The organism is Cupriavidus sp. GW822-FHT02D05 (genome assembly GCF_058802485.1).
Genome location: NZ_JBXAOE010000016.1, coordinates 99,406 through 113,886, shown reverse-complemented (window position 1 = coordinate 113,886; position 14,481 = coordinate 99,406). Strand labels below are relative to the sequence as shown.

8 protein-coding genes are annotated in these 14,481 nt (G+C 69.0%); 7 read left to right on the top strand and 1 reads right to left on the bottom strand.

The annotated features are described in order from the left end of the window. The first annotated feature begins 24 nt into the window (after positions 1 to 24). The 7 genes from bcsP (at position 25) to AC1RQK_RS21755 (ending at position 12,229) form a co-directional block, all read left to right on the top strand. Positions 25 to 699, top strand: coding sequence for a cellulose biosynthesis protein BcsP (bcsP, locus tag AC1RQK_RS21785; RefSeq protein ID WP_492811089.1), 675 nt, complete (start codon positions 25 to 27; stop codon positions 697 to 699). Further along, positions 696 to 1,469: a cellulose biosynthesis protein BcsQ gene (gene bcsQ, locus AC1RQK_RS21780; protein WP_492371941.1), complete on the top strand. Its 774-nt coding sequence runs from the start codon at positions 696 to 698 to the stop codon at positions 1,467 to 1,469. The genes bcsP and bcsQ overlap by 4 nt, the downstream gene beginning before the upstream one ends. Beyond that, a complete protein-coding gene (bcsA, locus tag AC1RQK_RS21775; RefSeq protein ID WP_492371942.1) occupies positions 1,466 to 3,733 on the top strand; it encodes a UDP-forming cellulose synthase catalytic subunit in 2,268 nt (755 codons plus the stop codon). Before bcsQ ends, bcsA begins: the two co-directional genes overlap by 4 nt. 200 nt (positions 3,734 to 3,933) lie before the next feature. Beyond that, positions 3,934 to 6,201 (top strand): cellulose biosynthesis cyclic di-GMP-binding regulatory protein BcsB, encoded by a 2,268-nt coding sequence (bcsB, locus tag AC1RQK_RS21770; RefSeq protein ID WP_492371958.1) that lies wholly within the window; start codon positions 3,934 to 3,936, stop codon positions 6,199 to 6,201. Further along, positions 6,198 to 7,424, top strand: a complete 1,227-nt coding sequence (gene bcsZ, locus AC1RQK_RS21765) for a cellulose synthase complex periplasmic endoglucanase BcsZ (protein ID WP_492371943.1) — start codon at positions 6,198 to 6,200, stop codon at positions 7,422 to 7,424. The genes bcsB and bcsZ overlap by 4 nt, the downstream gene beginning before the upstream one ends. Beyond that, positions 7,397 to 11,830, top strand: coding sequence for a cellulose synthase subunit BcsC-related outer membrane protein (locus AC1RQK_RS21760; RefSeq protein WP_492811085.1), 4,434 nt, complete (start codon positions 7,397 to 7,399; stop codon positions 11,828 to 11,830). The genes bcsZ and AC1RQK_RS21760 overlap by 28 nt, the downstream gene beginning before the upstream one ends. A gap of 66 nt (positions 11,831 to 11,896) precedes the next feature. Further along, on the top strand, positions 11,897 to 12,229 hold the full coding sequence (locus AC1RQK_RS21755) for a hypothetical protein (protein WP_441632494.1): 333 nt from the start codon (positions 11,897 to 11,899) through the stop codon (positions 12,227 to 12,229). A 19-nt stretch (positions 12,230 to 12,248) separates the two neighbouring features. Here AC1RQK_RS21755 and AC1RQK_RS21750 read toward each other — a convergent pair whose 3' ends face one another. Beyond that, positions 12,249 to 14,201, bottom strand: coding sequence for a sensor domain-containing diguanylate cyclase (locus AC1RQK_RS21750; protein ID WP_492811083.1), 1,953 nt, complete (start codon positions 14,199 to 14,201; stop codon positions 12,249 to 12,251). Between the last annotated feature and the right edge of the window lie 280 nt (positions 14,202 to 14,481).

The window sequence follows — 14,481 nt, the reverse complement described above, 5'->3', positions numbered from 1 at the left end:
ACTGCCTTGCGTGAGTGAGATCCCATGAGTCAATCCGACGATTTGTCCAAGCTGTTCCAGCGTTTCGGCGGCAAGGCGGAGTCATATAAAGAGATCGTGCGCGAAGACGCGGCGACGCAGGCGCGCGAGCGCTGGCCGCTGCTGACGTCCGTGCGGGTCGACCGCGCTGCCGTGGTGCCACCTGTGCAGCCCGCCGCGCCGCCTGCGCATGACGTTGCCGGCGCGGCAGCGGCGCCGGCCGCGCCGCCTGCGCCATTGTGGCGCGCGGCCCTGCCGGCAGGCGAGCTTCCACCTGCCGCGGAGCCGGCTCGCGCCGCCGAGGCTCCTGCCGCTCAGGTTGCTCCCCCGGCCGCACCGGCGGCAACGGGCGCGGCCGCCTCGGCGATGATGCCGCGTTTCCGCACGCCGGAAGGCATGGCGCCGGTGGCGTCGGCCTCGATGCCGCGATCAACGCCGGAAGTTGCCGCAGCGTCGCCCCAACCCGCAGCCGTAGCGAACCCGGTCGCTGCCCCCGAGCCCGAGCCGGCCCGCATTTGGTCCCCGGCAGCGCCCGCGGTGTCGGCGGCTGAGCCAGCCCGCGCCGCCGACACCGAATTATCCAAGGTGTTCGCCCGCCTCGAAGGCCGCCAGGAGCCGGCCACCACCAGCGAGCGCGCACCCGCGCGCCGCTCCTTTCTAGATCGGCTGAATCGCTCGTGAAGATCATTGCTGTTGTCTCGGCCAAAGGCGGCGTGGGCAAGACCACGCTGTCGGCCAACCTGGCTGAAGCGCTGGCGGTTGCCGGCGAGAACGTACTCGCCGTGGACCTGGATCCGCAGAATGCGCTGCGCCTGCATTTCGGCATGCCGCCGCAGGAAGTTGCCGGGCATGCGCGCGCCACGCTGGCCGGAGAAGCATGGCAGCAGAGCATGTACAAGGGCCGCTCCCGTGTGCTGGTCATGCCGTTCGGCTCGCTCAACGAGACGGACCGCTCTGCGTTTGAAGCGCACCTCTCTACCCATCCGGGATGGCTGCGCGCCCAGCTTGCCGGACTTGGCCTGGGCCGCGACGATGTCGTTGTGATTGATACGCCGCCGGGCCCGTCGCCATACATGCGCCAGGCACTGTCATGCGCGCTGCTGTGCCTGATGGTGTCGCTGCCGGACGCCGCGTCCTACGCCACCATGCCCCTGATGGAAGACCTGATCCGCACCTATTGCGAGGGCCGGCCCGATTACCTGGGCCATATGCTGGTGATCAACCAGGTCGACGTGAGCCGTCAGCTCGGCAAGGACGTGGTGCAGGTGCTGCGCGCCCAGCTGGGCGAGCGCGTGCTGGGCGTGATCCACCAGGACCAGGCGGTGGCAGAGGCGCTGGCCTACGACCGCAGCGTGCTCGAGTACAACCCTCACAGCCAGGCCACGCACGACCTGCAGCGCTGCGCTGCATGGGTGCGCCAGGCGCTGGCCGCTCACGGAGAAGCCGCGTGAAGCCAGCCAAGGCAAAAGCCGCCGCGGCGCCCAAGGGCGCGCGGGCCAAGGGCAAGAACAAGGACAAGGTCAAAAGCAAGGGCAACGACAAGCCCAATGCGCTGTCGGCCGCGTTGCAGCGTTTCGGCAACACCTTCGTCGAGCTTCCCTTTTGGGATAGCGCTGTGGCGCGGGGGCTGGCGTTGCTGGCCGGGCTGTTCATGTTTGCGCTGGTCATCACGGTGCCGCTGGATTTCTGGCAGCAGGTCGGGTTTGCCGCGGTGTGCTTCGGGCTGGCGGTCTGGCTGAACCGGGTCAAGGGCCACCTCGCCACGCTGATGATGGTGATCCTGTCGATCGCGGCCTCCAGCCGTTACATGTACTGGCGCCTGACGGAAACGGTGGGGCTGGGCGGCTGGTTCGACTCCGCTTTTGGCATTGGCCTGGTGCTGGCAGAGATCTACGCGTTCGTGGTGCTGATGCTGGGCTACTTCCAGACCGCGTGGCCGCTCAAGCGCCGTCCGGTGGCCATGCCCGCGGACACCGCGAGCTGGCCGACCGTGGATATCTTCATCCCGACCTACAACGAGCCGCTGTCGGTGGTCAAGCCGACGGTATTCGCGGCGATGGCGCTGGACTGGCCGCGCGACAAGATCAACGTCTACGTGCTGGACGACGGCCGGCGCGAGGAATTCCGCGAGTTCTGCGAGAAGGTCGGCGTCACCCACGTGACGCGTAACCACAATCGCCACGCCAAGGCAGGCAACATCAACGAAGCGCTCAAGGGCACGCACGGCGAGTACGTGGCGATCTTCGATTGCGACCACATTCCCACGCGCTCCTTCCTGCAGATCAGCATGGGCTGGTTCCTCAAGGACCCCAAGCTGGCCATGCTGCAGACGCCGCACTATTTCTTCTCACCCGATCCGTTCGAGAAGAACCTGCGCACCTTCCAGGAAGTCCCCAACGAGGGCGAGTTGTTCTACGGCCTGGTGCAAGACGGCAACGACCTGTGGGACGCTACCTTCTTCTGCGGCTCGTGCGCCGTGATCCGCCGCGCGCCGCTGCTGGAAGTGGGCGGCATCGCGGTGGAAACCGTGACCGAGGACGCGCACACCGCGCTCAAGCTGCACCGCAAGGGCTACGGCACCGCCTACCTGGCGATCCCCCAGGCCGCGGGGCTGGCCACGGAAAGCCTCTCCGGCCACGTCGGGCAGCGCATTCGCTGGGCCCGGGGCATGGCGCAGATCTGCCGGGTGGACAACCCGCTGTTCGGGCCGGGCCTGTCGATCCCGCAGCGGCTGTGCTACCTCAATGCCATGCTGCACTTCTTCTACGGCTTGCCGCGGCTGGTGTTCCTGACGGCGCCGCTGGCGTACCTGCTGTTCGGCGCCCACGTGATCCAGGCCCCGGCGCTGACCATTGCCACCTTCGCGCTGCCGCACCTGTTGCACGCGAACATGACCAACTCACGCATCCAGGGCAAGTTCCGCCATTCGTTCTGGAACGAAGTCTACGAATCCGTGCTGGCGTGGTACATCATGCGGCCTGTGCTGGTGGCGTTCGTCAACCCCGCGGCCGGCAAGTTCAACGTGACGCCCAAGGGCGGCGTGATCGAGGAAGCCTACTTCGACTGGGTGATCTCGCGGCCTTACCTGGTGCTGCTGCTGTTCAACTTGCTGGGCGTGGTGGTGGGCTTCCTGCGGCTGTTCCTGTGGAACCAGTTCGAGGCCACCACGGTGGTGCTCAACCTGATCTGGACGTTCTACAACCTGATCATCCTCGGCGCCTCGATTGCGGTCGCCAGCGAGACGCGCCAGATCCGCGTGGCGCACCGCGTGGCGATGAAGCTGCCCGCCACGCTGCACTTTCCCGATGGCCGCACGCTGGTGTGCGAGACCATCGACTTCGCCGAGGGCGGCATCGGCATGCGGCTGCCGCCGGGCATGAAGGCCGCCGTGGGCGAGCAGGTGCAGATCTCGCTCTACCTGCAGAACGACGAGCACATGTTCCCCGCCAAGGTGGTGTTCCAGGGCGACACGCACACCGGCCTGGAGCTGGCGGAAATGAGCCCGCGCGAGGAGATGGCTTTCGTGCAGTGCACCTTTGCGCGAGCCGACGCGTGGATCGATTCGTGGGGCCGCAAGCGGCCGGATGCCCCGGGGCTGGCCGCCGGCCAGATCCTGCGCATTGGCCTGCTTGGCTTCCATAACGTGATGTTCCACCTTGGGCGCGAGATGCGCCAATTGTTGCGCCGTCCAGAACCTGGCGCTTCCACCCGTTGATCGGCCTCGTCGGCCCAGCGCCGCGTCCCGCAACGGTTCGGGTCGCGGCTTGAACACGCACCGGACCACTGGCAAAAAGACAGAGAATGCGTTTGACCAAGACACCACGCCTGACCGATCGCACGCCTGCGCGCTCAACCGCGCACCGCACCGCGCGCCTGCCCGCCGCGACCCGCCTTAGCGCATTGCTCGCGCTCGCCATGCTGACGGTGACCCCGGCCGGCGCCCAGCGCGCCGGCGTGCCCGACACCACGCGCGACGCGGTCGCCGCGCAGTCGCCCGCCGGGGTGGCGGCGCAGGCCGCCGCCGCAGCGCCCCGCAGCGGCGCGCGCACCGTGCAGCTCACGCTCAAGCAGCTGGGTGCCACCGCGCCGTTCCAGTTGCGCGGCGTGGACGCCATCAACGGCGTGCCGTTCTCGATCCGCGCCGACGAGGTCGTGACTGGCGCGCGCCTGAAATTGCGTTACACGTATTCGCCCGCGCTGATACCGGCGCTGTCGCATATCAACGTGATGGTCAACGGCGAGGTTGCCGGCGCCGTGCCGGTGCCCAAGGACACCGCGGGCACCAGCCTGGAGCGCGATGTGCCGATCGAGCCGCGGCTGATCACCGAGTTCAACCGCCTCAACCTGCAGCTGATCGGCCACTACACCACCGATTGCGAAGATCCCTTCCACTCCAGCCTATGGGCCACCGTTGGCAACAGCAGCGTGCTGGAGCTCACGCTTACGCCGGTGGCGCTGGCCAACGACCTGGCGCTGCTGCCGCTGCCGTTCTTCGATCGCCGTGACGTTAGCCGCCTCAGGCTGCCCTTTGTGTTCGCTGGTGCGCCGTCGACGGCTACGCTGGAAGCCGCGGGCACGGTCTCGTCATGGTTCGGCGCGCTGGCCGGCTATCGCGGTGCGTCGTTTGCCGCCACGCTCAACCAGGTACCGGCTACCGGCAATGCGGTGGTGTTCGTCACCAACGAGGAAAAGCCCGCCGGCGTGCAGGTGCCCGCCATCGGCGGGCCGTCGATCGCGGTGGTGCCGAATCCGGGCGATGCGAACGGCAAGCTGCTGCTGGTGATGGGCCGCGACAGCGCCGAGCTCAAGACCGCGGCGCAGGCGCTCACGCTCGGCGCGCGCGCGTTGTCCGGGCAGAGCGCCACCATCAACAAGCTCGACGACGTGGCGCCGCGCGTGCCCTACGACGCGCCCAACTGGATCCGCAGCGACCGCCCGGTGCGCTTCGGCGAGCTAGCCGAAGTGCGCGACCTCAATGTCTCGGGCTACAACCCGGACCTGGTGCGGGTGAATTTCCGGCTGCCGCCCGACCTGTTCGGCTGGCGCAGCAAGGGCATCCCGATCGACCTGAAGTACCGCTATACGCCGCGCCCGGTGGTGGACAAGTCCACCCTCAACATCAGCGTGAGCAACCAGTTCCTGCGCGCCTACGCGCTGCGCTCGGTCAAGAACCAGGAGGGCCGTGCCAGCCAGTTGCTGGCCAAGGTGCTGCCGGATGGCTCGGTGCCGGTCGACGAGCGCATCGCGCTGCCGCTGTTCATGCTGCCCGCGCAGTCGCAGCTGCAGTTCCATTTCTACTACGACTACCTCAAGCAGGGCGCGTGCAAGGACGTGATGCTGGACAACGTCAAGGGCGCGATCGACCCGGACTCGACCATCAACATCACCGGCCTGCCGCACTTTATCGCGCTGCCTGACCTGGCGGTGTTTGGCAACAGTGGCTTCCCCTTCACGCGCATGGCCGACCTCTCCGAGACCGCGGTCATCCTGCCGGACAAGCCCGCTGCCGAGGACTACTCGACTTACCTCACGCTGATGGGGCGCATGGGCGAGTCCACCGGCTATCCCGCCACCGGAGTGGCCGTGAGCGGCGCCGCGCAGGTCGACAAGCAGGCCGCGCGCGACCTGCTGGTGATCGGTACCACGCAGAGCCAGCCGCTCTTCACGCAATGGGCCGAGCGCATGCCGGTCACGCTGGCCGGCAATGAAAAGCGCTTTGCGCTGACCGATCTGGTCTCCGCCGTGACGGGCTGGTGGAACGGCGCGGATGGCACGCGCAACCACCCGGTCGAGACGCGCATGTCGATCAGCAGCGCCAGCACCGATGCCGCGCTAAGCGCCTTCGAGTCGCCACTGGCGTCCGGGCGCAGTGTGGTGGCCGTCACCAGCAACGCGCCGCAGGGCCTGCAGACCGTGACCGAGGTGCTGCTCGATCCCGACCGGGTCACGAAGGTGCAAGGCAGCCTGGCGCTGGTGCGCGGCAAAGAGATCGACAGCCTGGCGGCACAGCAGAACTACCACGTGGGCAAGCTGCCGCCCTGGACCTATGTGCAGTGGTGGCTATCGCAGCGCCCCCTTGTCATGGTGCTGATGATCGGCGGCGCTGCGCTGCTGCTGGCGGTGTTGATGTATCTGTCGCTGCGGGCGCGCGCCGCGCGCCGCAAGCTGGGGGAACACAAGTGAGCGTGAACCGCACACGCCGCCGATGGATCGCGGGCTTGCCCGGCCTGGGCGCGCTCGGGGTGCTGGGTGGCTGGCCCGCGCTGGCGCATGCCGCAGCGCCGAAGGCATCGCCGCAGGCTGCCTGTGCGTGGCCGCTGTACCAGCAGTTCCTGTCCCGCTTCGTGCAGGCCGACGGCCGCGTGCTCGACCCGTCCACCAAGGAGCAGCAAAGCACCTCCGAGGGCCAGTCCTACGGCATGGTGTTCGCCCTGATGGCCAACGACCGCGCTACCTTCGACCGCCTGTGGCAATGGAGCGTTGCCAACCTCGGCGCGGGCAACCTGCAGGACAAGCTGCCCGCCTGGCAGTGGGGCCACCGGGCCGACGGCTCGTGGGGCGTGATCGATGCCAACCCGGCATCGGATGCCGACCTGTGGTTCGCCTTCGCGCTGCTTGAAGCTGCACGGTTGTGGAAGCAGCCGCGTTATGGCGAGCAGGCGCGCGCGCTGCTCAAGCTGGTGGCCAAGCAAGAGGTGGTGTCGCTGCCCGGCTTTGGCACCATGCTGTTGCCGGCGCCGCAGGGCTTTGTCCAAGGCAATGCCGATGGCCCGCGCCAGTGGCGCCTCAACGCCAGCTACCTGCCGGTGCCGTTGCTGCGCCGCCTGGCCGCTGTCGAGCCGTCCGGCCCGTGGGGCACGCTCGCCACGCAGGCCGGCAAGCTGGTCGACGCAGTGGCCAAACAGGGCATCGTGCCCGACTGGTCGGCCTACCGCAGCGACGCGGCCGGCACCGGTTTTCTCACCGACCCGGACAAGGGCGACGTCAGCAGCTATGACGCCATCCGCGTCTACCTGTGGGCCGGCGTGACACCGCGCGGTGACGCCGCTGGCCGCATGCTGATGAAGGCACTGGCGCCGCAGGCGCAGCGCATGGCGGGACGCGCCGCGCCGCCCGAGCGCATGCACGCCGACAGCGGCGCAGTGGACGGCGACGGCCCGGCGGGCTTCTCCGCCGCACTGGTGCCGTTCCTGCAGGCGGCTGGATCGCCGGCGGCCGCGGTGCAGCGCACCCGGGCGGAGACGATGATCGACTCAGCCACGGGCAAATCCGCCGCCACGTACTACGACACCGTATTGGGATTATTCGGCCTCGGCTTTGCCGAAGGCCGCTACCGGTTCGCGCCTTCGGGGCAACTGGAGCTGGAGTGGGAGAAGACATGTCGAACCGCAAGCGCCCGGCCATGAACGGACGCGCGAACACCCCCCGCTCGGCGAGCGGGCAGCACATTGTTGCGGACACCGCGCGCGGCAAGGGCCTGCGTGCCAAGACGCTGGTGCTGAGCCTGCTGACGGCGTTCGCCGCGGCCGCCACGGCGCAGGAAGACCCGGTCAAGCTGTTGGTGGACCAGGGCAAGTACTGGCAGGAACGCGGCCGCAGCGACCGCGCTGCCGAAGCGTGGCAGAAGATCCTGCGCCTGAATCCGGCCCAGCCGGAAGCCCTGTATGGCATGGGCGTGGCCGAAGCCGAGGCGGGCCGCCCCGATGGCGCGCGCACCTACCTGGAGCGCCTGAAGAAGGCCCAGCCCAACTCCCCGCTGGTGGCGCGCCTCACGCAGGTGATCAGCAGCGGCGGCGCGACCCGGCAGGTCGAGCAGGCGCGCCAGCTGGCGCGCAGCGGCCAGAGCGAGGAAGCGGTCAAGCGCTATCAGCAAGCCGCGGGCGGCGCGGTGCCGCAAGGCAACCTGGCGCTGGAGTACTACCAGACGCTGGGCGGCACGGCGCAGGGCTGGGATGAAGCCCGCAAGGGCCTGGAGCAACTGGCCCGTGCCAATCCGTCGGACAACCGCGCGCAGCTCGCGCTGGCGCAGCACCTGACCTATCGCGAGTCCACGCGCCGCGACGGCATTCGCCAGCTGGAGGCGCTGTCTAAAAGCAGTGACGTAGCTGCTCAGGCCAGCGAGAGCTGGCGGCGGGCGCTGACCTGGCTGGGCGGCCGCCCGGCGGATGCGCCGCTGTACCAGGCCTGGCTGGCAAGCCATCCCGACGACGCCACCATCCGCGCCAAGCTTGATGCGGTCAAGGCCCAGCAGCAACAGCAGCAGCAAGCCACGCAAGCGGCAGGCGCCGCTGGCAACCCCGTGCGCCAGATCGTGCAACAAGGCTTCGATGCCATGGATGCCGGCGACCTCGAACGCGCCGGCGACCGGTTCCAGGCCGCGCTGCAGGAGCGCCCCGGCGACGCAGACGCGCTCGGCGGCATGGGCGTGCTGCGCCTCAAGCAGGAGAAGTTTGCCGAGGCCCTGGATTTCCTCGACCAGGCCGCCAAGCGTGGTGCCGGCGGCCGCTACCGCAGCGCGCAGAACAGCGCCACGTACTGGCTGCTGTCCGAGCAGGCCAGCACCGCGCGCGGCGCGGGCAACCGCGCCGAGGCGCGCAGCCTGCTGGAGCGAGCGGTCAAGCTCGACCCGCGCGAGCCTTCCGCCCAGGTGGCGCTGGCCGACGTGATGGCCGAGGAAGGCCAGTACGCCCCGGCCGAAGCCGCGTATCGTCGCGTGCTCAAGCAGCAGCCCGACAACCCCGACGCTACGCGCGGCCTGGTTGGCGTGCTGGCGGCGCAGAACAAGAGCGCGGAAGCGCTCGCCATCGTGCAGAACCTGACGCCCGCCCAGCAGGACAAGGTCGGCTCGCTGGGCAAGCTGCGCGCCGAGGAGGCGCGTGGCCAGGCCCGCGCCGCCTTGCAGCGCGGTGATGCCGCCGGCGCGCGCCGCGCGCTGGAAGACGCGATGGCGGCTGACCCGACCAACCCTTGGGTGCGCCTGGATGTAGCGCGCGCCTATGCGTCGATGGGCTTGAAGGAGCAGGCGCGCAGCGTCATGGACGGCCTGCTGCTGTCCAACCCCAATATGCCGGACGCGCTGTATGCCAGCGCGTTGCTGTCCGCCGAAACCGGCGACTGGCAAAGCGGGCTTGAAGCGCTGGAGCGCATTCCCCCGCAGAACCGCACCCGCGACATGGGCACCCTGCAACGCCGCCTGTGGGTGCACGCCGAAGCCGAGCGAGCCAGCGGGCTCGCCGCCGCCGGCCAGCAGGCCGCGGCGCTGGGCGTGCTGCAGCAAGCGGAACGTTACGCCCAGCAGGACCCCGACCAGCTCGGCGCGCTGGCGCTGGCTTACGCCGATGCGGGCGACGAGGCGCGTGCGCTCTCGCTGATGCGCAACGTCATGGGCCGCACGGTGCGCCCGGACGTCGGCATGCAACTGCAGTACGCCGCCATTCTGCTCAAGACCAAGCAGGACGTGGAACTGGCCGGTGTGCTGCGCCAGCTCGCCAACGCCATCCTGAGTAGTTCGCAGCGCCGTGACTATGACGATCTGCGGGTCGCCTACATCGTGCGCCAGGCCGATGCGCTGACCGAGAGCGGCGACCTCGTGGCTGCCTACGACATGCTGGCGCCGGCGCTCTCCGAGCGCCCCGGCAACAGCGCCGTGCGCGCCAGCCTGGCGCGCATGTACGCGCAGGCGGGCGAGAACAAGAAGGCTCTGACGCTGTACGAGAGCGTGCTGGAGAAGGATCCGCGCAACCTTGACCTGATGCTGGCGGCGATCGGCACCGCCACCGCCGCCAAGGAGTACAGCTGGGCCGAAGGCACGCTGCAGATGGCGCTGGGGCAGGCGCCCAGATCGCCCAAGGTGCTGACCGCCGCCGGGCGGCTCTACCGCGCCCAAGGCAAGACCTCGCGCGCCGCCGAGTACTTCCGCGCAGCAGTGGCGGCAGAGAATGCCGCGGGCATAGCCTCGGCCGGCGCGCGCCCGGATGGCGCGGGCTTCGACCGCGTGCCGTCCAACCCGTTTGTCGGCCTGCCCGGCCAGCGCGGCAGTTCGCAGTTGCCGCCGCCCGGGTCGCAGGCGCCGTACCTGATCGTGCCCGGTCCCACGCGTGCCGTGGCCGCGCCCCAGCCGGCAATGGCGCCCGCGCCGGTGATGATGAACGCCGGCGCACAGGCCTCGCAACCCTACATCCCGGCGCCGGTGTCCGCCGCCGGGCAGGGCATGGCACCGGAGATCCAGCAGCCGCAGGCCTACTATGCGCAGCAGGTGCAAGCGCCGATGCCGATGCAGGCGCCCGCCAGCGCGCGCGGCAAGAATACGCGCGCGGCCAAGGCGTTGGCGCAGGCTTATCCAGCCAATCAGGCTTATCAGACTGGTCAGGCTGGCCAGGCCTACCCCGCCTATCCAGCCAACGCGCAGGTCGCCCAGCAACCGGGTGTGCCCTATCCCGTGCCGCAGCAGGCCATGGCACCTCAGTATCCCGCTGCGCAGTACACCGCGCCGGCGGCCGGCGGCTACGCGGCGGCACCCGTGCCCGCCGCGACCGCGCGCCAGCCGATTGGCGCGCAGTCGCGCGCGCCCTGGCTGGCCGAAGCCGATTCGCAGGCCAACCCGACCGGCCCCAAGACTGCGCAGCAGGAACTCAACGAGATCGAATCGCAGCGCACCAGCACGCTCGCCGGTGGCCCTGTGCTACGCGGGCGCAATGGCGACTCCGGCATGAGCCAGCTCACCGAGATGCAGGTGGTGGCCGAAGCCAAGATAGCCGTCGGCAACGGCAAGCTGGTGGCGCGCGTGACACCGGTCGCGCTGGACGCGGGCTCCGTCGGCAGCGACTTCAACAGCGCCTCGCGCTTTGGCGGCGGCCCGCTGGCGGTCCCGGTGGGCGGCGCGCCCGTCAACTCGGCCGGCACGCCGCTGCGGTCCACTTCCGCCGGCCAGCAGAATGCCTTTGGTGTGGCGCTGGGCGTGGCCTATGAATCGGACCGCATCAAGGCTGACATTGGCAGCACGCCGCTGGGCTTCCGCTACACCGACGTCAATACCGGCGTGCGCTTCAACCTGCCGCTGACGCAACGTACCACGCTGTCGCTTGGCGCATCGCGCCGCCCTGTCACCGACAGCTTGCTGTCGTACGCGGGCGCGCGCGATGACCGCACCGGCCTGCAGTGGGGGGGCGTGATGAATAGCAGCGGGCGCGTCGACCTGGGTTGGGACGATGGCTTCTTCGGCATCTACGGCTACGGCGGCTATGGCTTGCTGACCGGCCACGATGTGAAGCGCAACACGCGTTGGGAAGGCGGTGGCGGGTTCTACCTGCGCCTGATCGACAGCACCGAGCAGCGCCTGATGAGCGGGGTGAACTTCACCTCGATGGGGTACGCGGATAACCTGCGCTACTTCACCTTCGGCCAAGGCGGTTACTTCAGCCCGCAGACCTACTTCGCCGTGACCGTGCCGCTCTCGCTGGCAGGGCGCAGCGGCCGGCTGGCCTACAATGTGCGCGGCGCGTTAGGCATGCAGGCGTTCCGCGAGGATGCGTCGGACTATTTCCCGACCGATCGAGCGGCCCAGTCGGCGGCCGGCAATACCGTCTATCCTGGCCAGTCCAAGACCGGCCTGGCCTACAATCTGGTTGGCTCGATGGAGTACCAGGCGGCCCAGCAGCTGTTTGTCGGCGGCATGCTTGGCATCGACAACGCGCGCGACTATCGCCAGTGGTATGCCGGCGTCTATGTGCGCTACGCGTTGCAGCGCCAGACCGGGCTGATCGCGTTCCCGCCGGTGGCGCCGCAGTCGGCCGTGGGCCCCGCGCCGTTCTGAGGGGCGCGCAACGGATGAATCAATCAAGTGAAGCGCAGCCAGGCGGCTGCGCAAAGGAAGTCCATCATGGGTGAAGCAAAACAACGGGGCAGCCAGGCAGAGCGTGCCGGCCAGGCCCGCGCGCGGCTCGAAGGCATGCGGCCCGCGCAACTGGTGTGCGGCGCGTGCAAGACGGCGTTCAGTACCTTCGATGCCATCGACGCCCCCAACCTGCGCGGCATCGATGCCGTGTTTGGCGGGCAGTGCCCGAATTGCGGCAATGACGTGCTGGTGTTCAAGGGCGAGCCTCAAGCCGTGGCGGATGCCATGGTGGCATGGGAGCGGATGATGGGCGCGGACACCAAGCTGGGCTATCAGTCGCGCGACGGTAAGCATGTGCCGTTCGAAGAAGGCAAGTAAGTCAGCCAGGCGAGCTAAGTCAGCTGTCCAGTAGTTCCGGCGGTCCCATCTCGAAGCGGCCCCGGCCTGCCGCCTTGGCGCGGTAGAGCAGGGCATCGGCCTGGCGCATCAGCTCCTGGTCCGGCATGGGTGCGCCCTTGTAGAGCGCCACGCCGATGCTCACATCCACATCGGCAAACACCCCGTCGATGAAAAAGCGCCGGCTCACCGAGTGCACGATGGCCTGCGCAATGCGCTGGGCATTGGCCGCGCCGCCGATATCCTCCAGCACTACCGCGAACTCGTCGCCGCCCAGGCGCGCCACCGTGTCGCGCTCGCGCACGCAGCGCTGCAGGCGCCGCCCGAAGGCCTGCAGCAGCAGGTCGCCGGTGATGTGGCCGTGGAAGTCGTTGACCGCCTTGAAGCGATCCATGTCCAGGTAGAGCAGCGCCATGAGCCGGCCGTCTTCGCGGCTGCGCGCCATGGCGGCCTGCAGCAGCGCCTCGAAGGCGTTGCGGTTGAGCAACTGGGTCAGGTGGTCGAGCCGGGAGATGCGCGATAGCCGCAGGGTCTCCAGCTTGCGCTGGGTCACGTCCTGCACATGCACATGCACGCCCACCACATGGCTGCCATCCGCGCTCCATTCGGGGCGCAGGCTGGTCTCCATGCAGCGGTAATCCGGATCGCTTTCTTCCGTCTCGAACGTCACCGCGTTGCCCGCCAGCGCTTTTTGCAGGAACGGCCGGGCGCGGGCATAGCGGGTGTCGCCGATCACCTCGCGCACGGTCATGCCGCGCAGCGCCTGCACCGTGATGCCGAAAGTCCGCTCGTAGGCGAGATTGTTGAAGACATAGCGCTCGTCGGGCCCGATAAACGCCAGCAGCGCAGGCAGCGTATCGGTGACCGCGCGCAACTGGCGCTCGCTCAGGTCGAGCTGCTCGCGCCGCTCGCGCACGTCATGCATCAACTGCCCGAAGGCGCGCGCCAGATCGCCGATCTCGTCACGCTGCTGCGCTGGCAGTTTCTCGTAGGCCGCGAGGTCGTGCGCGCTATCGCTTACCACCTGGTGCAGGCGGGTGAGCGGCGTCAGCAGATGCCGCACCGTCAGCCAGATCAGCAGGGCCACCACCGCCAGCGACAGCAGCGCCAGCGCGAGGAAGCGCACCTGCATGGCGTGCAGCGGCGCGAACGCCTCCTGCGCTGGCAGCACCGCCACCAGCTCCCATCCGGTGCTCTCCATCAGGTAGCGCGAGATCAGCGGCCTGGCGGGCGAGAGAAACTCGACGCGCCCGCTGCGGTCGTCGATGCCGCAGGTGTCTCCCAGCGCGCGGGCCGGCTGCGTGGCCTTGGCCGGATCGGGGTGCCGCACATAGACCGGCATCCGCCCTCCCGATACCAGGCAATAGAAGCCGGTGGTGCCGAGCCGGTTGTGGGTGATCTCCACCAGGAAGTTGGCGCTCGACAGGTCGAGCCAGCCCCCCAGCAGGCCAAGGAATTCGCCCTGCTTCGAGACGATGGGCACCGCCACCAGCACGCCGGTCGCGCCATTGATACGGGCGCGGATAGGCGGGGTGATCACAGGCTCAAGGGTGCGCGCGGCTTCGCGGAAGTAGTCGCGGTCGGCAATGCTGACCTGCACGCCATCCCGGGCCAGCACGCGGCCCTGGGCATCGGCCAGCATGAACGCATTGAAGGTGCCGGGCACGGGAATCCGCCGCTCCAGCAGCAGGCGCAGCTCGGCGCCCGGGCGGGAGAGCTCGCCGGCCAGTTGCGGCGCTACATGGGACAGCAGGGTGATGCGGTCTTCCATGGCAGTGTCGAGCTGGTCCGAGGCTAGCTTGACGATGGAGTCCTGCTGGTCTTGCAGCGCGGCGCGCAGGTCGTCGTGTGCGTAATAAAGCGATGCCAGCACGATGCCGGTACCAAGCACGGCGGCAAGCGCTGTGGTAATCAGCGCGAGACGCGCCTTCAGGGAAAGCGAAACTTGGGGCATGCGAGCCGGCGGAGTCGGGGGACGGCGCGCGCCTTCTGGACGGCCGGCCCGCATGGTTGCCGGGAGTCGGGCTTCGGCAGGCTTGCAGGCCCGCCAACCCTACCACAAGCGCCAGCCCCGCGCGAGTCTGGCATGGGCGCACGCGGGCCGCGCCCGCCAGCGTGTGGCGCCGCACGTTACAGTGGCGCGCCGGGGGTGGGCGAGCCATTGCCGCCACGGTATAGTGGACCGTCGCCCTGCGGCGGCTGGGCGAGGCCACCGAGGGCTCCCATCCGCACTC

Coding starts and splice junctions, on each gene's coding strand:
- AC1RQK_RS21760 (WP_492811085.1), top strand. CDS start 7,397: ATGTCGAACCGCAAGCGCCCGGCCATGAACGGACGCGCGAACACCCCC.
- AC1RQK_RS21750 (WP_492811083.1), bottom strand. CDS start 14,201: ATGCCCCAAGTTTCGCTTTCCCTGAAGGCGCGTCTCGCGCTGATTACC.
- bcsP (WP_492811089.1), top strand. CDS start 25: ATGAGTCAATCCGACGATTTGTCCAAGCTGTTCCAGCGTTTCGGCGGC.
- AC1RQK_RS21755 (WP_441632494.1), top strand. CDS start 11,897: ATGGGTGAAGCAAAACAACGGGGCAGCCAGGCAGAGCGTGCCGGCCAG.
- bcsB (WP_492371958.1), top strand. CDS start 3,934: ATGCTGACGGTGACCCCGGCCGGCGCCCAGCGCGCCGGCGTGCCCGAC.